Origin of the sequence: Sorangium sp. So ce394, assembly GCF_051474665.1 — a bacterium.
Taxonomy (GTDB): domain Bacteria; phylum Myxococcota_A; class Polyangia; order Polyangiales; family Polyangiaceae; genus Sorangium; species Sorangium cellulosum_D.
On sequence record NZ_CP150339.1, the window covers coordinates 9,367,573 to 9,388,421 of the forward strand.

At 74.4% G+C, this 20,849-nt stretch carries 16 protein-coding genes and 1 pseudogene; 7 read left to right on the forward strand and 10 right to left on the reverse strand.

Going from position 1 to position 20,849, the window contains the following annotated elements:
* Window positions 1-37: 37 nt before the first annotated feature.
* Complete coding sequence (locus tag WMF33_RS34455; protein WP_437332599.1) at window positions 38-418, reverse strand: hypothetical protein; 381 nt, start codon at window positions 416-418, stop codon at window positions 38-40.
* Between the two features lie 97 nt (window positions 419-515).
* Window positions 516-926 (reverse strand): annotated as a pseudogene (locus WMF33_RS34460) (hypothetical protein); the annotation flags it as partial.
* Between the two features lies 1 nt (window position 927).
* Between WMF33_RS34460 and WMF33_RS34465 the strand changes: the two are divergent.
* The 5 genes from WMF33_RS34465 (at window position 928) to WMF33_RS34485 (ending at window position 8,721) form a co-directional block, all read left to right on the forward strand.
* On the forward strand, window positions 928-1,350 hold the full coding sequence (locus WMF33_RS34465) for a hypothetical protein (RefSeq protein ID WP_437332600.1): 423 nt from the start codon (window positions 928-930) through the stop codon (window positions 1,348-1,350).
* Window positions 1,351-1,843: 493 nt separating this feature from the next.
* Entirely contained in the window at window positions 1,844-4,225 is a 2,382-nt protein-coding gene (locus tag WMF33_RS34470) for a protein kinase domain-containing protein (RefSeq protein WP_437332601.1), read from the forward strand.
* Window positions 4,226-4,485: 260 nt separating this feature from the next.
* A complete protein-coding gene (locus WMF33_RS34475; protein ID WP_437332602.1) occupies window positions 4,486-7,200 on the forward strand; it encodes a vWA domain-containing protein in 2,715 nt (904 codons plus the stop codon).
* Window positions 7,201-7,263: 63 nt separating this feature from the next.
* Window positions 7,264-7,599 (forward strand): hypothetical protein, encoded by a 336-nt coding sequence (locus WMF33_RS34480; RefSeq protein WP_020738821.1) that lies wholly within the window; start codon window positions 7,264-7,266, stop codon window positions 7,597-7,599.
* A gap of 387 nt (window positions 7,600-7,986) precedes the next feature.
* On the forward strand, window positions 7,987-8,721 hold the full coding sequence (locus tag WMF33_RS34485) for a high-affinity nickel-transport family protein (RefSeq protein ID WP_437332603.1): 735 nt from the start codon (window positions 7,987-7,989) through the stop codon (window positions 8,719-8,721).
* Window positions 8,722-9,166: 445 nt separating this feature from the next.
* Here WMF33_RS34485 and WMF33_RS34490 read toward each other — a convergent pair whose 3' ends face one another.
* Genes WMF33_RS34490 through WMF33_RS34510 form a run of 5 tightly spaced genes read right to left on the reverse strand, consistent with a single transcriptional unit; the run spans window position 9,167 to window position 14,038 of the window.
* Complete coding sequence (locus WMF33_RS34490; RefSeq protein ID WP_061627995.1) at window positions 9,167-9,925, reverse strand: response regulator; 759 nt, start codon at window positions 9,923-9,925, stop codon at window positions 9,167-9,169.
* Between the two features lie 13 nt (window positions 9,926-9,938).
* Entirely contained in the window at window positions 9,939-11,084 is a 1,146-nt protein-coding gene (locus WMF33_RS34495) for a sensor histidine kinase (RefSeq protein WP_437332604.1), read from the reverse strand.
* A complete protein-coding gene (locus tag WMF33_RS34500) occupies window positions 11,084-11,605 on the reverse strand; it encodes a Rab family GTPase (protein ID WP_437332605.1) in 522 nt (173 codons plus the stop codon). Before WMF33_RS34500 ends, WMF33_RS34495 begins: the two co-directional genes overlap by 1 nt.
* A gap of 3 nt (window positions 11,606-11,608) precedes the next feature.
* Window positions 11,609-13,393, reverse strand: a complete 1,785-nt coding sequence (locus WMF33_RS34505) for an OmpA family protein (RefSeq protein ID WP_437332606.1) — start codon at window positions 13,391-13,393, stop codon at window positions 11,609-11,611.
* A gap of 54 nt (window positions 13,394-13,447) precedes the next feature.
* Complete coding sequence (locus WMF33_RS34510) at window positions 13,448-14,038, reverse strand: hypothetical protein (protein ID WP_437332607.1); 591 nt, start codon at window positions 14,036-14,038, stop codon at window positions 13,448-13,450.
* A gap of 317 nt (window positions 14,039-14,355) precedes the next feature.
* Between WMF33_RS34510 and WMF33_RS34515 the strand changes: the two genes are divergently transcribed.
* Window positions 14,356-15,336 carry a hypothetical protein gene (locus WMF33_RS34515; protein ID WP_437332608.1) on the forward strand — a complete coding sequence of 327 codons (981 nt, stop codon included), beginning with the start codon at window positions 14,356-14,358 and terminating at the stop codon, window positions 15,334-15,336.
* 82 nt (window positions 15,337-15,418) lie between these two features.
* Here WMF33_RS34515 and WMF33_RS34520 read toward each other — a convergent pair whose 3' ends face one another.
* Genes WMF33_RS34520 through WMF33_RS34530 form a run of 3 tightly spaced genes read right to left on the reverse strand, consistent with a single transcriptional unit; the run spans window position 15,419 to window position 18,386 of the window.
* Window positions 15,419-16,117, reverse strand: coding sequence for a hypothetical protein (locus tag WMF33_RS34520; protein ID WP_437332609.1), 699 nt, complete (start codon window positions 16,115-16,117; stop codon window positions 15,419-15,421).
* Window positions 16,114-17,376, reverse strand: a complete 1,263-nt coding sequence (locus WMF33_RS34525) for an MbnH family di-heme enzyme (RefSeq protein WP_437332610.1) — start codon at window positions 17,374-17,376, stop codon at window positions 16,114-16,116. The genes WMF33_RS34520 and WMF33_RS34525 overlap by 4 nt, the downstream gene beginning before the upstream one ends.
* 5 nt (window positions 17,377-17,381) lie before the next feature.
* Window positions 17,382-18,386, reverse strand: a complete 1,005-nt coding sequence (locus tag WMF33_RS34530; protein WP_437332611.1) for an MbnP family copper-binding protein — start codon at window positions 18,384-18,386, stop codon at window positions 17,382-17,384.
* A 298-nt stretch (window positions 18,387-18,684) separates the two neighbouring features.
* On the opposite strand from WMF33_RS34530, the gene WMF33_RS34535 reads away from it, so the two are divergent.
* Window positions 18,685-20,847 carry a TonB-dependent receptor gene (locus WMF33_RS34535; protein WP_437332612.1) on the forward strand — a complete coding sequence of 721 codons (2,163 nt, stop codon included), beginning with the start codon at window positions 18,685-18,687 and terminating at the stop codon, window positions 20,845-20,847.
* Window positions 20,848-20,849 lie beyond the last annotated feature (2 nt).

Here is a 20,849-nt window from a genome sequence, read left to right on the forward strand (position 1 = left end):
ACACCGAGCAGACGTTCGTGCTCGGCAGCATCACGTTTCAGGACGGGCTCGTGACATGAGCCCGGCTGGCTGCGTCTGGCGCGCCCTGTTCTTCGAGGATGTCGCAACCTAGCAGGCGATCGAGCGGCACGTAGGTGTCCGGCTTGCCCGCTTCGCCGGCGACTCGCACGCCGACCGTGCTGGGCATGTAGTGGCCTTGTCGCTCGCGACGCCATAGCTTGCGCGCCGGCTTGTAGCTGGAGCTCACCTCCGCGCGCGCGAGCGCGCCGTTCCAGTAGACTCGCCGCCGCCGCTCCTCTGGAATGACGCTGCGCGGGAACGCGCTCAGCAGGCTCTCGTCGACGTGCGCCGCTTGAAAGCCATGGGCTCGGCGCCGCGGCCTGGCGTGAGATTCCTGGAGCTCGGCGCGATCGTCCACCTTGCTGACATCAGGCTCACGTGCGCTGTCGCGTGGGCCCGGGCGCGTCGCCGCTAACGCGCTATCGATACCGGTTCACAGAGCCTCCCCGTCGACCCTACTCAGGGAAGCGCAGCGTCTCGACAGCGATGCCGTCCTCCCCCGTGATCTCCTCGCCAGACCAATCCCAGCTCGTTCCGCCTGGGCCCGGCAGCCCGATCTCGAAGGTGACCCCCTCCAGCGTGAGCTGGTCCTCGTCGAGGTAGGCGATGGCGATCGAGTCGCCGCCGCGCCCGGGACCGCCGTAGCCGCCGTCGCCTCCGAGGCCGCCGCTGCCACCCTGGCAGGACCACGTGCCGTCCCCGAAGGCGCCTCCTGGTGCGCCACGCCCGCCAGGGCCGCCTTCCTCCGGCTCCCCGCCGTCGCCGCCTTTGCCCCCGTCGCGGGCGGTGATGATGCTATCGCGCACCGTCACCTTCGCGTGGAGCGCCACCATCGCGATGCTCGGCTGCCCGTTCTCGCCGCCTCTCGTGCTCTCGGCGGTGGCGCACGGTAACGGGCCGAACGGGCTCGCCGTGGTCCTGGCGGCGCTCGTTGCCCTTGGCCGGCTCGACCAGGAGCACGCGATGGTCTACTTTCAGCTCATCTGGAACGCGTTGCGTGAGCCGATGCGGCAGGCTCTGGAGGCGTTGGTCATGGAACGGCAGATCGAAGGCGAGGCGACGTTTCCCCCGTTCGTGCAGAAGCTCATCGATCGCGGCAAGCTCGAGGGCATGCGTGAGGGCGAGCTCAAGGGCAAGAGGGATACGCTGTTGCGGCTGCTCGCGCGTGCGGGGATCGTCCTCACCGAGAACGAGAGAGCGCGCGTCCAGGCATGCACGGACATGGCGATCCTCGACCGCTGGCTCGATAACGTCCTCGGGGCGAAGACCGCCGCCGAAGTGCTCTCCTGACGGTTGAGGGATGCGGCCCAACAGGGCGATGAATCAGACGGGCTTCGCCCGCTGAGGTTCGCTAGGGCGTTGGCCGGCCGGCGAGGTACTCCGGTGCACGGTCGGGTTTGATAGCGGAATTCTTCGGTGCTTCGCCTGGCCGTGGAGGCCTGTCTCACCCACGCGCCCTGCCGGCGATCGATCCGCGACGAGATTCGGCAGCACGACGCTCCTCGGTTGCGTTGCAATGGCGGCTGGGACGCGCGGGCGCCTCCCGTCGCCAGGTGAATCCTCTGGAACACCATCAATCATGCTCTCCGCCTCGGGCAGAAGGAACACCCCCTCCCACGTCCGCGGACGACCGCCGGGATCGATCGTCCGAAGACGACCGACCGCCGGGTTCGCTCGCCCCGAGCTCGCCCGTCACCGCCACCCACGCGCCCGCCTGCCGCGACCGCGCCGGCACCGATGCTCCGCGCCTCGCTCCGCCCCGGCGAGGTACGCTGACGGGCGCATGGCGCGCAATGTCCTGCTGCTGGAGCCCATCGCCACGGAGCGCGACTACATGGCCGAGGTGCTGCGGGGCGCCGGCTGGTCCGTCTGCATGCCCCCCGGCGCGCGCCCTGCCCCCGAGGACTGCGCCGCCGCCGACGCCATCGTCGCGGACCTCGACCGCGCCGCCGGCGAGGGCTGGGTCCGCGCGGCCGATCCGACGCCGCCGCCCGCCCGGCTCATCGTCACCTCCCGGTTCCGCGCCTTCCTCGACCAGATCCGCCGGTACGAGCAGGTCGCGGCGGTCGTCCACAAACCGGCCACCGCGGACGCGCTCCTCGAGGCGCTGCTCCCGCCGGCGAGCGACGCCCCCACCCGGTCGCGCGGGGCGCAGACCGCCGCCGCCGATCCGCTCGACGATCCCGCGCGCGACGCCGAGCTCGCGCGGCGCGGCCTGCGCAGCACGACCCCCGACCCCGAGCTCGTCGTCGTCGCCGAGCTCGTCGCGCGCGGCGTGGGCACGCCGGCCAGCGTGGTCACGGTCATCGACTCGTCGAGGCAGATCTTCCTCGGCGCGACCGGCCTCCCCCGCGACCTGACCCTCGCCGGCGGGACGCTGCGCTCGTGGTCGTTCTGCGAGCACGTCGCGCGCGACAACGCGCCGCTCATCGTCGAGGACGCCCGCGAGCACCCCGCGCTCGCCGACAACCCGCTCGTGGCCATGAACATGATCCGCGCGTACGCCGGATTCCCCGTCGTGCTCGAGGGCGTCGGGGCCGTCGGGAGCGTGTGCGCGGTGTCCGGCGAGCCCCGGCAGTTCGACGCGGGGAGCATCGCGACCCTCCAGCTCGCGGCCAGGCTGGTGAGCGAGCAGCTCGCGCGGCGCTCCGGCCTCTCGCCCCAGGTGACCGAGTCGGTCGATCGGGCGACGTCGCTGCCGACGACCGAGAGCACCGCGCCGCCCGAGCCGCTCGCCCGGCGCCACGCCCCCGCGCGGCTCGCCCCCGGCGATCTCGTGGACGACAAGTACTGGATCACCGCGATCCTGGGCGAGGGCGGGCAGTCGCAGGTCTACCTCGCGCGCGACAAGCTCCTCGGCCAGCTCGTCGCGCTCAAGGTGTTGACCGAGCCGGACGACGGCGCGCTGCTCCGCGAGGCCGAGGCGCTCGCGCGGCTCAGGCACCCGAGCATCGTCCAGCTGTACGGCTGGGGGAGGCTCGACGGCGCGCGCATGTACCTCATCCTGGAGTACGTCGAGGGCGAGACGATCCACCGCCACATCGTCGACCGCGCGCCCCAGGGCGGGCTCATGCCCCTCCCCCAGGTCCTCTCCGTCGTCCGCCAGATCGCGGGCGCGCTCGCGAGCATGCACGCCGAGGGGTACGTGCACGCGGACGTGAAGCCGGGGAACATCCTGCTCGACACGCGGATCGAGCGGGCGGTGCTCATCGACTTCGGGCTCGGGCTGCGCCTCGGGCGCGGGCGGCCCCACCTCGTCGGCGGGACGCGCGGCTACGCGGCGCCGGAGCAGCTCATCCCCGAGGCCGCCGACCCGCAGCCGGCGCTCGACACCTACGCCCTCGCGGCGGTCACCTACGCCATGCTGACGGGCAGGGCCCCCTTCGAGGCCGCGAGCGCGGACGGCATCGTCGCCATGCAGCGGCGCGGGGAGCTCACGCCCGCCTCGAGCGCGCGGCCGGGGCTCCCCCCGGGCGTCGACGCCCTCCTCGCGCGGGCGCTCGATCCGGAGCCGTCCCGGCGCCTCGCCTCGCCGGTCGCCTTCGCCGACGCGCTCGCGGCCGCGCTCCTCGCGAGCCCCGGGGAGCGCGCGCCGGCGGAGGTCCCGGCGCCGCACGACGGCGCGCCGCAGAGCCGCGGCCTGGCCTTCCGGCTCTGCAGGGAAGCGGCGGCGCGGCGGCTCGGCGACGGGGTCGAGGCGCGCGCGTGGGGCAGCCTCGATCCGGCGGACCGCGCGGCGATCGCCGCGGCGACCGACGACACGGCGCTCTACCCGGTGGCGCCGCTCGTCGCGTACCTGCGCGCGCTCGGCGGCGAGGTCCCCGGGAGCGTGGAGGCCGTCGGCGGCGCGCTCGCGAGCGCGGCGCTCCCCGAGATGCTGCGCAGGCTCCAGGTCGCGCGCTCCCCGGAGGCGCTGCTGGAGGTGGCAGGGCCGCTGCTCCGGCGGTTCCACGCGTGGGGTCGCGTCCAGTTCGAGCGCACCTCGACCCACAGCGCGAAGGTCGATGTGTGGCTGCCCGAGGGGCTCGCGCCGGTGATGTGCCGCTACGTGAGCGGCTTCCTGCGCGCGCTGCTCGCGACGTCGGGGCGGACCACGCGCCTCCTCGAGCTGCGCTGCGGGGGCGGCAGCGCGGGGGCGTGCGTGCTGCAGGTGGGCTGGAGCTGATCGGCCGACGGCCCGCGCTGCAGCATGCCCGCGCGCCGCGCCGCCCTCGCCGACCGCCGCCCGCGGCGCACTCCCGCCGAGCGACGCCCGTCCCCCCTCGCCGCCGGAACCTCCCCCCGGCGCCGCTGTCTGTCGCTGGCACGACGGACCGCCGGCCGGAGGGGCCGAGCGCGTCGCCCGGAGGGCGCGGATCCGCGCGCCTGCTGCCGGATTTCTGACGACATGAGCGCGCCGCTCCGCGCGGCGCACAGGGGAGATCCATGCCCAGCGCGAACCCATCGGACGCCGCGGGCGGCGCCGCCGCCACCACCCACGCGAACCCCACGGCCGCGGAGCCACCGGACGCGGCGAGCCCCGGCGAGGCCGCGGAGACCGCGGTGCGCTCCGTGGAGATCCTCGTCTCGTGGGGCACGACCGTCCTCTTCGTCCAGCACCTCGCGCCGCCCCGCGCCTTCGACGTCGGCGAGGGGCGCGCCGACGGGCGCCCGTGCGATCTCTTCCTCCCCGGGCGCGTGCTCGGCGCGCGGCGCGCGCCCCTCCTCGACGTCGACCCCGCGGGGCGCGTCCGCTTCGTCCTGCTCGGCGCCGCGACCGGAACGCTCGCCCTGGGCGGCGCGCCCCTGTCCGCCGCCGACGCGCGGGCGCGGCACGCCGGCGCGACCCGGCCGGACCTCGCCGACGTCGAAGGCGCGGTGCTCGTGCCCCTCCCCGCCCACGCCCGCGTGGACGTCGAGATCGCGGGCGTGCGGATCCAGGTCGCCGCCGACGCCGCCGCGGGCGAGCGCGCGCGCCGGTCGCTCGTGAGCTGGAAGAGCCTCGCCCTCCACGCCGCCTCCGCGGCCCTGCACCTCGGCCTGCTCGGCGCGCTGGCGCGGTGGGCTCCGCCCCCTGCCCCCGGAGACCCGTTCCCCGGCATGAGCGCGGACCGGATCGCGCTCGTGCAGCAGTACCTCGCCTCCGCGGACGCGCGCGAGCTGCGCGCCGCAATCGAGCAGGAGGGCGAGCCGAGCGCGGACGCGAAGGAGGGCGGGACGGGGGCGAGGGCGAAGGGCGAGGAGGGATCCATGGGCGGCGCGCCCGCGCGCGCGATGGCGACCGGGAACCGGTGGGGGGTGGCCGGCCCGAGCGACGGCCCAGCGCCGTACGCGACGCCGCGGGAGGCGCTGCGCGACGCCGCCGAGTTCGGGATGATCGGCCTGCTCAACGCCGGGGCCGGCGGCCAGCCGAGCGCGCCGCCGTGGGCGCGGGGCCAGCCCTGGGGCCAGCCCGCCGCGCCCACGGGCGCGGGCGGCGCCGGCCTCCCCCTCCACGGCCTGGGCGACGGTGGCCGCGAAGAGGGAATGGGGCTCGGCGCCATCGGGACGATCGGGCACGGCGCGGGCGCCGGGTCGGGCCAGGGGTTCGGCAGCGGCCACGGGCGCGCCGGCGCCGCGCCGCCGGGCGCGGCCGCGTACGCCCCGGAGGCCGAGGTCCCCCTCGATCCGAACGGCCGCTTCGCCACCACGTACCGGCCCGGGGGCGGCCACCTCGCCGCCTTCGAGGCCGCCCTCGCGCGCGGCGTCGTGCCCGAGGCGGAGCGCGAGCTCGTCAGCGACGTCGGTGCCCGCTACGCCCCGGAGGTCCCGCTCGGCCCCGGCAAGGCGCTCGGCCTGCGCACCGACCTGGAGCGCGCCGCGCTCGGGCCGGGCGGCGGCGCCGTCCACCTGCGCCTCGCGCTCCGCTCCTCCGCCGCGGCCGCGGCGGCGCGGCCGCACCTCTCGGTGCACCTCGTGCTCGACACGAGCGGCTCGATGGCCGGCGCGCCGATCGAGAGCGCCCGCCGCGCGGCGCAGGCGCTCGTCGACCGCCTCGCGCCCACCGACGACTTCTCGCTCACCACCTTCTCGAGCGACGCCGAGGTGCTGATCCAGGACGGCCCGGTCGGCCCGCGCCGCGCGGCGATCCGCGGCCTCATCGAGGGGATCCGCGAGGGCGGCGGCACGAACATCGGCGCGGGGCTCGCGCTGGGCTACGCGCAGGCGAACCGGCCCGACATCCCCGAGGACGCCGTGCGCGTGGTGCTGCTCGTCTCCGACGGCCGCGCGACCAGCGGCCTCACGCACGGCGAGCGGCTCGCGCGGCTCGCCCTCGACGCGTTCCAGCGCGGCGTCCAGACGAGCGCGCTCGGGCTCGGCGACGACTACGACGGCCAGCTCATGAGCGCGATCGCGAGCGACGGGGCCGGCGGCTACTACTACCTGCGGCACCCCGAGCAGATCGCGCCGGCGCTCTCGACCGAGCTCGACAAGCGCCTCGACCCGGTGGCGACCGCGGTCGAGGTGCGCGTGCGCCTGAAGCGCGGCGTCGACCTGCTCCGCGTCTACGGCTCGCGCCGGCTGAACGACGCCGAGGCCTCCCGCGTCCGCGCCCAGGAGATCGCGGCCGACCTCGCCGCCCTGTCGCGGGACCGGATCGCGGTCGACCGGCGCGACGACGCCGAGGGCGGCCTGCGCTTCTTCATGCCGATGTTCGCCCGCGATGACCGCCACGCCCTGCTGCTCAAGCTGAGCGCCGAGCCCGGCACGGGGAAGCGCGCGCTGGCGACCGTCGAGCTCAAGTACAAGGACCGGCTCTCCAGGAAGAACGTGATCGAGGAGATCCCCGTCGAGGTGGGCTATGCGGACAGCGACGCGGCGAGCGCGGCGTCCGTCGACGCCTCGATGACGCGGACTCTTCAGGGCTTCGCCGCGGGCGAGTCGCTGGCCGAGGCCGCCGCCCGCGTCGGGCGAGGCGATCCGAGCGGCGCGGCCGCGCTGCTCGCCGAGCGCGAGGGCATCCTGCGCGAGGCGGCGGCCCGGCTCGACGAGCCGCTGTTTCTGGAGGACGCTGCGCGCCTCGCGCGCCTCCGCGCGCACATGGGCGCAGAGCACGGCCTCGGCGACCCGCTCGTGCTCGCGATGTTGCTGGAGACGGCGGGCCGATCCCACCTGCGCTGAGGCGCGCAATCGCAGCGCGCGCACGGGCGGAGGCGTCGCCCAGGTGGTAGGCTGAGCGCGGCCATGACAGAGAGAGTCTCATCGACCGGTCGCGCTGCGCTGCGAGAGTCGCTGCTCCAGTTCTCCGCCTTCGCCGACGCGCTCGAATCCCGTGCCATGCGCGAGGCCATCGAGGCCTGCATCACCGTCCTGGACGCTCCCGGCCCGCTCGACAAGCGCGCCCTGGCCCCGTGGCTCAAGGTCGTCCACGAGCGTGCAGCCGAGGTCTTTCGGCGGGGCATCCGCGAGACCACGGGGGTGCTGCGCGAGCAGATGAGGCACGGCCTCAAGCAAGCCGAAGAGGACGCGGTCTGGATGCAACAGGCCATCGACGCGCTGAGTCGAGACCACGCCAACTGACATGAGGGGACAGGAGGAGACGACGTCGGTGGTCGCGTGGACCGGGCGTTCGTACAAGGGATCTGGATTCCTCGAACCACGCTGAAAGCGACGCTCCGTGGGACGAGGGTTGTGAGGGTTGCGAATCGTCGAGCACGCCTCGAGGCTGCGCTGATCGGGTGTCGCCGCGGCGTCGCGACACGATCGACGAGCCTGCTTTCTTGAATCGGGTCGAGAGGACATTCTTCACCGGATCTGCCCGCGAAGCGCTGCCGGCCGGACAGGGCCGATCGATCGGGCGCGGCGCGCGATGCGCGATGCCGGCGCGGCGCGGGGCCGGCGTGACCGAGAGCCCGTCAATCACGCCGCCGTGGCACGGGGAGCGCGGTCCGTGCTACGAAGCGAGCCATGATCGCCTCGGCGTTTCCGCTGCTGCTCCTCGGCTTCTCCCTCGGCATCCGCCATGCGACCGACGCGGACCACGTGATCGCGGTGGCGACGATCGTGAGCCGCGTCCGGAGCCTCGGGGTGGCGCTGCTGATCGGCGCGATGTGGGGGCTGGGCCACACCGTCACGCTGATGCTCATCGGCGGCGGCATCCTCCTGTTCGGGCTGGTGGTGCCGCCGCACGTCGGCCTGGCCATGGAGCTCACGGTCGCGCTGATGCTGATCGGCCTCGGCGCGTACCACCTCCTGCGGATCTACCGGGCGGTCCGGCGGGGCGAGCCGCAGGCGCAGGCGGCGGAGCACCACGACGGCCACCGCCACGGCGTCGGCTGGGCGGACCGCGTGTTCGGCGGGTCGCGCCTCTACGTGAGCCTCCGGCCGCTGCTCATCGGCGTGGTGCACGGGGTGGCCGGCTCCGCGGCGGTCGCGCTCCTCGTGCTGACCACGGTGCACGATCCGCGGTGGGGGCTCGGGTACATCGCGCTGTTCGGCGCGGGCACGATCGCCGGGATGATGCTGATCACCGGGATGCTGGCCGTGCCGTTCGCGTACACGAGCGCGCGCTTCGGCGGGATGCACCGCGCGCTCGGCGCGGCCGCGGCCCTGCTCAGCGTGGGCTTCGGCCTGTTCCTCGCCTACGACATCAGCATCGGCTCCGGGCTGTTCACGGCGAACCCGCAGTGGACGCCGGGCTGACGGCGCCCGGCGCCGGGATGGAGACCGTCACAGCCGGCTCACTCGGCAGGGCTACAGCCGCGGACGTCGTTACGCCAGAGTCCAACCGTCCTTGAGGAGCAGACCTCGCCGGCGCCCATGGTCGCAGCGATCGACGCAGACACGCCTGTCAGGCGGTGTTTCCGCATGGAATCCCCTCCTCGAGCCCAGGAGCTACGCCGGACTCTAAACGTGATGAAGAGGCTTGCCAAGCGTGCCACCGGAGCTTGTTTGGCGCCTCCGCCCGAGCGACCATTTGACGCTCGGGGCGGAGCTCACGTGATTTTAACGAGTTGAAGCCGCGAGAAAAATGAACCACAGAGGGCACAGAGGGGAGAGAAATAAAAATTCCTATTTCATCTCTCCCCTCTGTGCCCTCTGTGGTTCAAATCTCTTCATTCTCGGGCGTTCCAAGCCGATCGGCGCTCTAGCGGCTCACGGCCGGCCACGCGCGCTCGGCCTCGCGCGGCGGCGCCGGCGCGAGGTGCGCGTCGATCTGGGTCATGAGCCAGTCCAGGAACTCGTCCTTCAGGATCGTCTGCGCCACGTGCAGGTCGGTCCACACGGGCGCGCGCGCCGCCGCCCGGTCGCTCGTCTGCACCACGACCGGGATCGTGCAGAACCTCGCGTCCTCGCGCATCGCGCGGATGAGCTCCACCCCGTTCATGACGGGCATGTGCACGTCCACGATCGCCAGCGCCACGGGCTCGCGCGAGAGCAGATCGAGCGCGGCGCGCCCGTCCTCGGCCTCGATCACGGTGAAGCGCGGCTCGAGGATCAGCCGGTAGCACGCCCGGATGTCCGCGTCGTCGTCCACGACGAGGAGGGTGACCCCCTCGACGGCGCCGAGCACGCGCTCGACCGCGGCGCGGAGCTCCGCCGCGGTGACGGGCTTCCGCACGTAGCCGGCGACCCCCCGCAGGATCGCCTCCGCCGGCTTGTTCACGACGGAGACGAGCATCACGGGCACCCGCTCGCGCGACTGCACGAGCCGGTTGAAGGCGAAGCCATCCATCTCGGGCATCAAGAAGTCGGCGAGGATGAGGTCCGGCGTCCAGGTGCGGAGGAGCTCCAGCGCCGCGCCGCCGCCGCGCACCGTCCTGACGTCGTAGGCCGCGCCCTCCAGCGCCTCGGCCATCCACGCGAGCGTCCCCGAATCATCGTCGACCAGCAAGAGCTTGGCCATGGCATCACTCCCTTTACGTCTCTCCCTGGGCCCCTCTGCCCCTCGCCTCGCCCGGCGCGCCGACGCGCCGCAGCCGAAGCCAGAACCTCGCCCCTCCTTCCGGCCGCGCCTCGTACCCGATGGCCCCGCCCCACCGCTCCGCCGCGATCCGCGCGCCGTAGAGCCCGAGGCCGCTGCCCGCCTCCGGATCGCGGCCGTGCGCGAACTTCTGGAACAGGTGAGGGGCGATGGCGGGCGAGACGCCCGGCCCCTCGTCCTCGACCGTCACGCGCGCCCATCCGGGCTCGTCGCGCACGAGCACCCGCACCGCCCCGCGCGCGGGCGTGAAGCGGAGCGCGTTCTCGACGAGGTTGGAGACCACGCGCGCAAGCCGGCGCTCCTCGCCGACGACGCGGCACGGCGGTCCCCCGCCGGTCTCCGGAGGCCCCTCCAGGCGAACGCCGCGGCTGCGCGCCATGGGCAGCAGCGCCTCGACGACCTGCGCGACGGCGCCGCGCAGGTCCGCCACCTCGGCGAGATCGCCGCCGGGAGGGCCGAGCGAGGCCCCCTCGGCGGCGAAGATGTCGAGGATCTCCCGGATGAGCTCGCGCTGCCGCAGGGCGGCCTTCAGCGCGACCTCGGCGAGCGCGCCGCACTTCTCCGGGAGCGGCTGTTCTTGCAGCAGCGACAGGGCGCCGAGGAGGCTGTTCAGCGGGCCGGAGAGATCGTGAACGACGCAGTGGACGAGGACGTCCTTCCGCTCGATCTCGCGCGACAGCGCCTCGTGCACGAGGCGCAGCTCCCGCGCCCGCTGGAGGACGCGGCGGCGCTCGTGGAACAGCGCGTCGTTCCGGGTGATCACGAGCAGCCGCGACGGGCCCACGCAGAGCGCCGTGGCCTCGAGGTGCAGCGCCTCGTCGTCCTCGGTCATCTGCGTCCAGCCGTCGGAGTGCACGCTCGGCGCTCCGTCCGCGGACCAGGCCCGCTCCGCCTCGGGGAGGAACACCTCCAGGAACGGCAGCGCGCGGTCGATCCGGAGCGGCGTATCGCGCCACGGCGGCGCGATCCCGAGCCGCAGGAACCAGGGCGGCGGCTCGCCGCGGACGACGAAGGCGCCGTCGCGCACGCGCTCGAGCACGAGCTTGTCCAGCACCGAGAGGATCCGGGTGTCCATGTCCATCAGCCCCGCCACACGGGCGCCTCGCTCGCCAGCATCGCGCACGCGAGCGCGCTGAACGCGCCCTCGACCCCGGCCCCGGTCTTGGCGCTCGTCCTCGTGACCCAGAGGCCCGCCCTCCTCAGCCTGGCCTCGGCGGCCTCGTCGATCTCCCACGCCGCCGTGAGATCGGCCTTGTTCAGGACGGCGACCGACGGGAGCTCCCCGGCGATCGCCCGCGCGGCGGCGTGGAGGCGGAGCCCCGTCTCCACGGTGCGGCGCCGCGTGCCGTCGATGACGAGGAGCAAGCCCGCGGAGCCGCGCACATACGATATCTGGACGTCCTGGAACTCGTCCTCTCCGCTCAGGTCCCAGAGGATGAGATCGAGCTCGCGATCATCGCACCTCACGCGCCGCGTCTCGATCGTCACGCCGATGGTCGTCCGGTAAGCCTCGGAGAAGATGCTGCGCACGAAGCGGGCGACGAGGCTTGTCTTGCCGACCCCCGTGGCGCCCAGCACGCAGACCTTGCGCTTCTCCCCCATGGCTCATTCCTTGATCGATGGGCGCAGGTCCACAAGGAAGATCACGCTGCGCGCGCGCCGCTCGTCCGCGCCGCCGACGACGCACCCGGCACCCGCCGCTCCCCCGGGGCACGGCGCGGGCGCGAGGCCGCCGCGCAGTCCGCCGCCGCTCGCCCGCAGCCGCTCGGCCGGGACGCCGCGCGCGATGAGCTCGGCCGCGACGTGCTCCGCGCGGGCCAGGCTGAGCGCCCGGTTCGACGCCTCCGATCCGACCGGATCCGCGTAGCCGACCACGCGGATCTCGGCGGTCATGCCGGCCTCGCGCGCGAGCGCGATCTCCCGCGCGGCCGCGGCCGCGGCCTCGGCGGCGCGCGCGCGCTGCTCGGCGGCGAGCCGGGCGGCGCCGCGGCGGAAGAGGAGCTCGATCCCCTCGAGCGATCGCGCCGCGGCGCGCGCCCGCTCGATCGCCTCCTGGGCCGTGAGGCGCGCGCCGTCGAACCCCGAGACGCCCGGCAGCACCGCCGCCGTCCAGCGCGCGCGCTCGATCCAGCGCTCGGGCGCGACCCCGCTGGCCACCACGACGCCGCCGCGCAGCGAGAGGGCGACGCCCGGCGGCGGCTCCAGCGCCCGCGCCGCCCGGCGCTCGACGATCTGCGGATCGAGCGAGTAGAACGGCTCGAAGCGCAGCGTCACCGGCGTGCGCGCGGGGCCGGCGCGCTCGATCACCGCCCGCGGGTCCTCGGCGAGCGGATCGCGCAGGCCCGAGAACGCGACCTCGCCCCCGCGCCGCTCCGCCGCGGTCACCATGAGGCCGGGCTCGCGCCGCAGCGCCTCGGCCCATCCGGCGAAGCGGCGCTGGTCCTCCCACGAGGCGCGCGTCCGGACGGCGAGGGCGGTCGCGGCGATCGCGACGAGCACGGCGGCCGCCGCGAGCGCGGGCCTGCTCCCGCGCGGGACCGGCTTGCGCTGCTGGTGGAGGCAGGTCGAGAGCAGCTCGCGGGTGCCGGAGAACGGCGACCGATCGCCGCGGAAACCGGCGAGCTCGTCCCCGTACGTCAGGTGCACGCGCTCGAGCGTCTCGCAGAGGACGGTCCCGTACGCCTGCGGCGCCACGCCGCGCACGATGGCCACGAGGAGGGCCGACGGTCCGTGCTCGACCCACCCGGTGAGATCGCCCACGCAGAAGCGCTGGAGCCGCGCGTCGGTCCGGAACGCGTCGTGGGCGAACGCGTCGATGGCGGTGAGCATCGCGGAGACCTGATCGGGATCCCTGTAGGGGATGTCCTCGGCGCTCACGTGCTCGAGGACGATCCCCGTCCCGCGGTGGACCAGGAAGAGCTGCTCTGTCCGGTAGACCATCGCGCGGAGCAGCACCACCTCCGCGAAGGGGCGCCCGGTGCGCCGCGCCTCCAGGCGCCAGCGCAGGCTCTCCCAGGACAGGCCGAGGGCGAGCGCCTCGTTGAGGCGCTGGATCATCCCCCGGAGGGCGCAGGCCACGGCCTTGCGGATGGCCGGCCCCATGGCGGGGGAGATCGCGTCCGCGAACGACCCCGGATCCCGGCGCACGCGCTCGTGGATCGCGCTGGTGATGAGCGGATCCAGCGCCCACGAGAGCGCCTCGCCCTTCTTGCGGCTCTCGACCACCGCCTCGGGCAGCGCCCCGGCGACCATCTCGGCCATCGACTGGTCGAGCCGCTCCTCGAGCCGCCGGATCCGGCGCTGCTCGGGGCCCACGAGCAGGGGGCGGAGGTCTTCGAGCGTCTTGTTGACCGGCGGGGGCGGCCCGCGACGCGCTCTCGGCTGTCCCATCGTTCGTCTCCGGCCCTCCACGCCCGCGCCGCTCGCCAGAGCGGCGCGGGCGCCTCACGCGGCTTCGTCCGAGCGGGGGGCCGCCTTCTGGTAGCGCTCCGACTCCGCGGGCCCCTCCCGCGCCGGCGCGTCCGGCTGGGCCGCGTCGGCGCCGTCGGTCCACAGGACGGCGAGCTCGCGCTCGACCATCGCGCAGAGCTCGCTCCGCGTGCGCCGCGCCTCGTCGAGGAACGATTTGGACTGGTCGAGCAGCTGTTGCCGGAGCTCCCGCTGCGTGCGCGCCACGAGATCTTCCAGCCGCTGGACCCGCTGCTCGAGCAGCTCGAGCCCCTCCCGCGCGTCGCGCGCCACGCTGCCGAGCGCGCCGGCGCCGGCCGCGCGCTGGGCCTCGAGCGACGCGGCGAGCGCCTCGAGCTCCCTGCGCACGTGCGCCTCCAGCACGTCGAGGCGGCGTCGCGCCTCGAGCCGTAGCTCCTCCGCCTGGGCGGCGACCTGAGCGTCGGTGTGCGCGAGCCGGCGAGCGAGCTCGCGGAGCTGGGCGCCGCACAGGATGTCGCGCACCTGCTCCAGGCTGTTGGCGATCGCGGACTCCGCGTGTCCTGAGCTCGCTTCGTGCTCCGTCCGCCCGCTCATCCTCATGGTCATGATTGAAGATCCCCCCTCTCCGTGCGCGCTGCGCGCGTCCTCTGCCGAGCGCCGAGCGATCTCGTCATGGAGCTCTCGCGCCGCGCGGTCGCGCCCGCGATGTCCCATCGAGCTCGCTCGCCCACGGTGTTTGCTTCGTTTGGACACGAGGCTCCCTCGATCATCACGTCACGCCCCGCGATCCATGGGTCATCGCCCTGGCTCTTGGTAGCCCTCGCGAGGCCGCCGGGGGGCCGCGGCCCGGGCCGAGGAGCCGCTCGGCTGCTCCGGAGCGGCCCGGCGCGCAGCGGATCTCCGAGCCCGGCTAAGATGCCCGCATGCGAACCCCGCGAACCTCCCTGGTGGCCGCGGCCCTGCTCGCGGCCTGCGGCGCGCCGGCCGGCGGCGGCGCTCCCTCCGCGGGCGCCGCGAGCGCCGTCGCCGTCGGCCCGAGCGCGCCGTCCGCCGCCCCGCCGCCGGCCCCGCAGGCCTCCGGCCCCGCTGCCTCGGCCACGGCGGCCACGGCGGCCACGGCCCCCGCCTCCGCTGCCCCGGCGCCCTGCGGCGCGCTCGGCTGCCTCGCCTTCGATGCGCCGGCCCAGGCCTTCGCCCACGTTCTGCAGAGCGGCCCGCGCGTGCTCGCGGTGGGCGAGGCGCACGCCCAGCAAGGCACGGAGGGCGTCCCCTCGGCGACCCGGCGCTTCACCGAGCTCCTTCTGCCGGCGCTCGCCGGCCGCGCCTCGGACCTCATCGTCGAGCTCTGGGCGGTGGATCCGCGCTGCAAGAAAGCACGGGTGGCGCGGGTCGAAGAGGAGCAGAAGGCGGTCACCCAGACGCAGTCGGCGGGCAACCAGGGAGAGTTCCTCGCGCTCGGCAGCGAGGCGAAGCGGCTCGGCATCCGCCCGCACCTGCTCGCGCCCTCCTGCCAGGAGTACGACGCCATCGTGCGCGCGGGGCCGGACGCGGTGACGGCCATGCTGGAGATGATCGCGCGCCTGACCGCCGCCGAGGCGAAGGCGCTGCTCGGCCGCGAGGACGCCGCCGGCAAGATGGTGATCGCCTACGGCGGGGCGCTCCACAACGACGTCGCCCCGCGCCCCGGGCGCGAGCGCTGGAGCTTCGGACCGGAGCTCTCCGCGGCGACCGGCGGGAAGTACGTGGAGCTCGATCTCATCGTGCGCGAGTTCATCAAGGACTCGGAGTCCTGGCGGGCGCTGCCCTGGTATCCCCATTTCGACCGGGAGGCGCACCCGGACGAGACGGTGCTCTTCAACCCCGCGCCGGGCGCGTACGTGCTCATCTTCCCTCGCTCGCCCTGAGCCTCCACGAGCGCTCCCGCGGAGGGCCGCAGCGGCCGTCGCGCCGCGCTGCTGGCGACGCGCGGCGCGCGGCGCGATGCCCTCAGGGCGCGACGGAGAACGTGACCGGCTCGCCCGTGAACGGCCCGCCGCCCTGCACGATGCGGTTGTTCTCGAACACCGCGTTGAGCACGCTGACGGTGATCGGCCCGCCGGCGGCGCGGAGCTTGTCCCACGCCGCCGCGTCCGGCGTGTAGCTCAGCTTCATCGTGAACACCCGGAGCAGCCCCTCGCGCTCTGCGGTCGAGAAGACCAGGAAGTAGGCGCGCCCGTTGATCGGCGTCCCGTGCGCCCGCGCCGCGCGCACCGGCCCGAGGAGCGCGCCGAGCTCCGCCCACGGCGACGCCCCCGCCGCCGGCGCCCCCGCCGCCGGCACGCCTGGCCGAGCGCCCGCGAAGCCGAGCGCCGGCGCGGCCCCCGGGGCCGTCCACCGCGCCGCGCCCGCGACGTGGAAGGTCAGCGCCGGCGCGGCGTCGCCGGAGACCGCCGCGCCGTCCTCGGGCGCGTCGAACACCGTCCCCTGCGACGGCTCGTCCTTCGGGTCGGCCGCGAGCAGCGCGACCAGCGCCTCGTCGGTCGCGCCCCCCTCGAAGATGACGTCGGCCAGCTCCGGCACGGCCGACGTGTCGTCATGGTCGTGGTCGTCGCCGTGACCGCAGGCCCCGACGTACATCGCGGCCGACGCGAGCGCCGCCAGCGCGGGGACGAGGATCGCCCGGTGAAGGAGGGGTGTCCGGCTCACGGCGCCTCCGCCCACGGATCCGCGTGGCGCGGGTCCGTCAGAAACTCATCGTCCGTCAAGCTCTCCAGGAAGGCAATCACGTCTGCTTTCTCCTCTTCGGTGAGATCGAACCCGGTGATGAGCTCGCTCTTGAACTTGTTCTTGCTCCCCACGCCGGCGTTGGGGCCTTCCTCGATCGTGCGCCCTCCGGCGGCGTAATGGTCGAGCACCTCCTCGAGCGTCTCGATGCTGCCGTCGTGCATGTACGGCGCCGTGAGGGCGATGTTGCGCAGCGTGGGCGCGCGGAACCGGCCCATGTCCACCTCGTTGCCCGAGATCTCGTAGACCCCGGCGTTGCCCTCCGGGTAAGCGCCGCTCCCGCCGATGTTGTAGAGACCCGTGTTGTGGAACATCACCTCCGTGAAGGTGGTCCCGTCGTGCTGCACCGAGTCCGACAGGTTGAAGCCGCCGTGGCAGTGGAAGCACTCGAGCTTCTCGGAGAAGAAGAGATCCATGCCGCGCAGCGCCGCCTCCGACATCCCCGAAGGGTCGCCGTCGTAGCGGTACCGGTCGTAGGGCGAGCGGTACGAGAGCAGCGACCGCTCGAACGCCGCGATCGCCTTCGTGATGGTGTCGAGGCGGATGGGGTCCTCGTCGCCGGGGAAGGCCGCGGGGAAGAGCTCCTGGTACAGCGGCTCGTCCCGGAGCCGCTGGAACAGCTCCTCTTCCATGCCCGCGAGCCCGAGCTCGACCGGCGTCTCGCCGAACATGGGGAGGAGCGCCTGCTCCTCGAGCGAGTCGAGCAGCGGATTTCCCCACGTCAGCGTCGTCAGGTAAGCGACGTTGGCCAGGCTCATCGAGCCGCGCACGTGGAACTGCTCGGTCGAGCCCTTCGCGGTCGCGAGGCCGTCGGTGAACGCGAGCTCCTGGACATGGCACGAGCCGCAGGAGTACGTGCCGTTGCCGGACAGGCGCCTGTCGTAGAACAGCCGCCTGCCGAGCTCGACCTTGGCCGACGACATCGGGTTGTCCTCGGGGACCTTCGGCACCGGGAAGCCCGGCGGCAGCCCCCACGCGAACGCGCCCGCGTCGCCGCCACCGCCGCCCCCGTCGCTTCCCCCGTCGCCCCCGCCCTGGCCGCCGGCGCCCTCCCCCGAAGTCCCGCCAGCGCCCGGCGTGCCCTCGCCGTCGCCGCAGGCACAGGCGAGGGCCGCCAGCGCGGCCAGGACAGAGGAGAGCGCGGCGCGGCGGAGCGCGGTCACCAGTGCGGTCATCGTCATGGCTCCTATTCTATCCTGAAGAACGACTGCTGCTCGGGGCGCGGCGAGCCGTCGGTGACGTCGATGCCGAGGTGGGTGAACAGCGGCGGGCAGTCGGGATCCGTCGCGTCGGACATGCAGCCCGGCGTGCCGCCCGCGTTCGCCGACACGTCGGTGTCCGCGACGAGCGCCCCATAGTCGACGAGCACCTTCGTCGCGAGCGGGTCGATGCCCTCGAAGACGATCTCGGCCACGTTGGGGCGATCGCACGCGGTCACCTCGCCGCCGTCGCCGGCGACGCAGCCGGTGCTCCCGACGTGAATGATGAAGGGGTCCCCGCCCTGCTCCGGGACGCTGTCGATGCGCAGGAACTTGTACCCGTGATTCCAGCTCCAGAACAGCCCGGTCAGGTTGAGCGGCGACGGCGCGACCGAGGCGTCGCCGTGGTTCCGCTCGAACGGGACGCCCAGCTTGAACGACAGCCCGTCGTAGTCCCCGGCCGGAACCGTCCCGAGCACGCGCGCGTTCGTCTCTTGCGTCCCGTTGGCGCAGCTCCCGGACTTGTCCTCGAAATCGAGGAGCACGATGTTCTCGAGCTGCCACTTCCCGTCCTGTTCGAGCGTGAGCGGCACCTTCTCGCCGTCCGCGCGGTGCAGGCGTACATCGTGGATGTACAGGCGGAAGTCGTTGAGCTTCACGTCCGTCGCCGCGGCGCCGACAGCGTACGTGTCGCTGCAGGAGAACACCTCGTCGTTGACGCGGCCCTCGAACGCCAGCTCGACGGCGATCGCCGCGTCGGTGTCCCCGCCCCCGCCGCCTGCCTCGCCGGTCCCCCCTTCGCCGGTCCCTCCCTCGCCGCCGGCCCCGCCGCGCCCACCGTCGCCGGCGCCGCCGTCGCCGCCGACGCCCGTCGAGGTCGATGTGCCATCGACGGGGTTCACCCCACCTTCGCCGCCGCCGCACGCCGTAAGCGAGAGCGCCGCCCCGGCCAGCGGGAACAAGAGCCGTAATGCATGAAGACCGCGTTTCATGAGAGTCCTCCTGAGGAACAACGACGCGCGCAACGATAGGCCGCGTCGTCACCAACCTGAATGCGACATCTTGTCGCGATCGCCGTCGCGATCCGCCGGAGCGCACGAATCGAGCGGGCGTCGAAAAATAACCTCCGAGCGCCCCGACGCGGGGCCCGGCGGCCCGCGATCATGAACGCCGCGGGCGCCCCGCGCCCGTCGCCCGAGCCCGAGCAGGCACGCCGACGCCGTTCCAGACGAGCGAGCGCATCCATTCCGTAGCACGATCTCTCCAAATCGTGCTACGGACGGTCCCGCTGTGACCCTCTCCCTGCGCACGGCGCTCGCGCCGCTTCTTATCACCACGGCCGCCGCGCCGGCGCGCGCCGGCGACGGCGCGGCCCCCCCGCCGCCGCCCGTGGCAGCCGCCGAGGCCTCGCCGGCGGCGGAGACCTCGGCCGCGGCGCCGGACGGCGGCGCTGGCCCGGGCGCGGCCGTCGGCGCCGCGCCGGTCTCGGTCGTGGTGCAGGGCGCGGCGCCGCCGCGCAGCGCCTCGGAGGCGGTGCGGGAGCGGGCCGAGGTGAGGGCGGCGCCCCACCGCACCGCGAGCGACGTGCTGCAGCTCGTGCCGGGCGTGTTCGCCGCCCAGCACGGCGGCGAGGGCAAGGCGCACCAGATCTTCTTCCGCGGCTTCGACGCGGTCCACGGGCAGGACCTCGAGATCTGGGTCGCGGGCGCGCCGGTCAACGAGGTGTCCAACGTCCACGGGCAGGGCTACGCCGATCTCCACTTCGTCATGCCCGAGGTGATCCGCGAGCTCCGCGCGCAACCCGGGTCGTACGACCCGCGCCAGGGCGACTTCGCCGTCGCCGGCAGCGTGCGCCTCGAGCTCGGCTACGACGAGCCGGGGATCACCGCGACCGCGTCCGCCGGCTCGTTCGGCGCCCGCCGGCTCTTCCTCGCCTACCACCCCGAGGGCGCCGACGAGACCACGTTCGCCGCGTTCGAGGCGTACGCGACCGACGGCTTCGGCCCCGCCCGCGCCGCCAGCCGGACCTCGGCCGTCGCGCAGGGCGTCTACGAGCCCGTCGCGGGCGTCCGCGCGCGCGTGATGGCCTCGGCGTTCGCCTCGCGCTTCGCCTCCGCCGGCGTCCTGCGCCTCGACGACCTCGAGGCGGGCAAGGTCGACCGCTTCGCCTCGTACGACCCGGATCAGGGCGGCGACTCGTCGCGCGCGCAGCTCGTCGTGGACCTGCGCGGCGCGGGCGCCGACGCCGCCCGCGGCGAGGGCCTCTCGCTCGCGCCGTTCCTCGTGCTGCGCTCGCTCCGGCTGCGCTCGAACTACACCGGCTACCTCGAGGACCCGACCTCCGGCGACGCCACCCAGCAGCTCAACGAGGCGATCACCGCGGGCGCGACCGCCTCGTACCGGCTCAGGTTCCCGCTGCTCTCGGATCGCGACGCGCTCGAGGCGGGCGTCATCGCGCGCACCGACTGGATCGAGCAGTCGCAGCGGCGCCTCGCCGCGGTCGACGGCCGGCCGACCGCGACGCTCGTCGACGCGAAGGTCCGCGCGACCGACCTCGCCGGCTACCTCGACGTGTCGATCCGGCCCGCGCGGCGGGTCACGGTGCGCGGCGGGGTGCGCGCCGACGGGCTCGCGTACCAGGTCGTCGACCACGCCGGCGAGGGCGCGCAGGCGCGCAGCGCGCAGGGCATCCACGTGGGCGGCAAGGGCACGGTCGACGTGGCGCTGCTCCCCGGGCTGCGCGCCCTCGCCAGCGTGGGCCAGGGGTTCCGCTCGCCCCAGGCGCGCAGCCTCGGCGACGGCGAGCGGACCCCGTTCACGCGCGCGCTCTCGGCCGAGGCCGGGCTCCGCTACGCGGACGAGCTCGTGCGCGCGTCGGTCGCGCTGTTCCACACGCGCCTCACCGACGATCTCGTCTTCGACGAGGCGACCGGCCGCAACGAGCCCGTCCCCGCCACGGCCCGCACCGGGGTGGCCTTCGACGCGGTGGCGCGCCCCGCGCCGTGGCTCGTGTCGAGCGTCGGCATGACGTACACCCGGGCCGCCTTCACCGCTCCCGGCGGGCGCTACGCCGCGGGCGATCTCCTCCCGTTCGTGCCGCAGGTCGTCGCGCGCGCCGATCTCGCCGCGACGCCGCGCCTCGGCGCGCTCTTCGGCCGGCGCCTCGAGGCCCGCGCCGGCGCCGGCGTCACGCTGCTCCACGGCCGCCCCCTGCCGTACGGGGAGCTCGGGCGCGACGCGCTCCTCACCGACGTGACGGCGCACGTCCGCTACCACCGCGTCGAGCTCGGGCTCGACGTCTACAACCTCCTCGACGCGGCCTGGTTCGACGGCGAGTTCGTCTACCCGTCGAGCTTCACCCGGGGCGCGGCGCCCGACCTCTTGCCCGCGCGGCACGTGACCGTCGGCGCCCCCCGCAGCTTCCTCGTCTCGCTGTCCCTTTATCTCGGATGAGG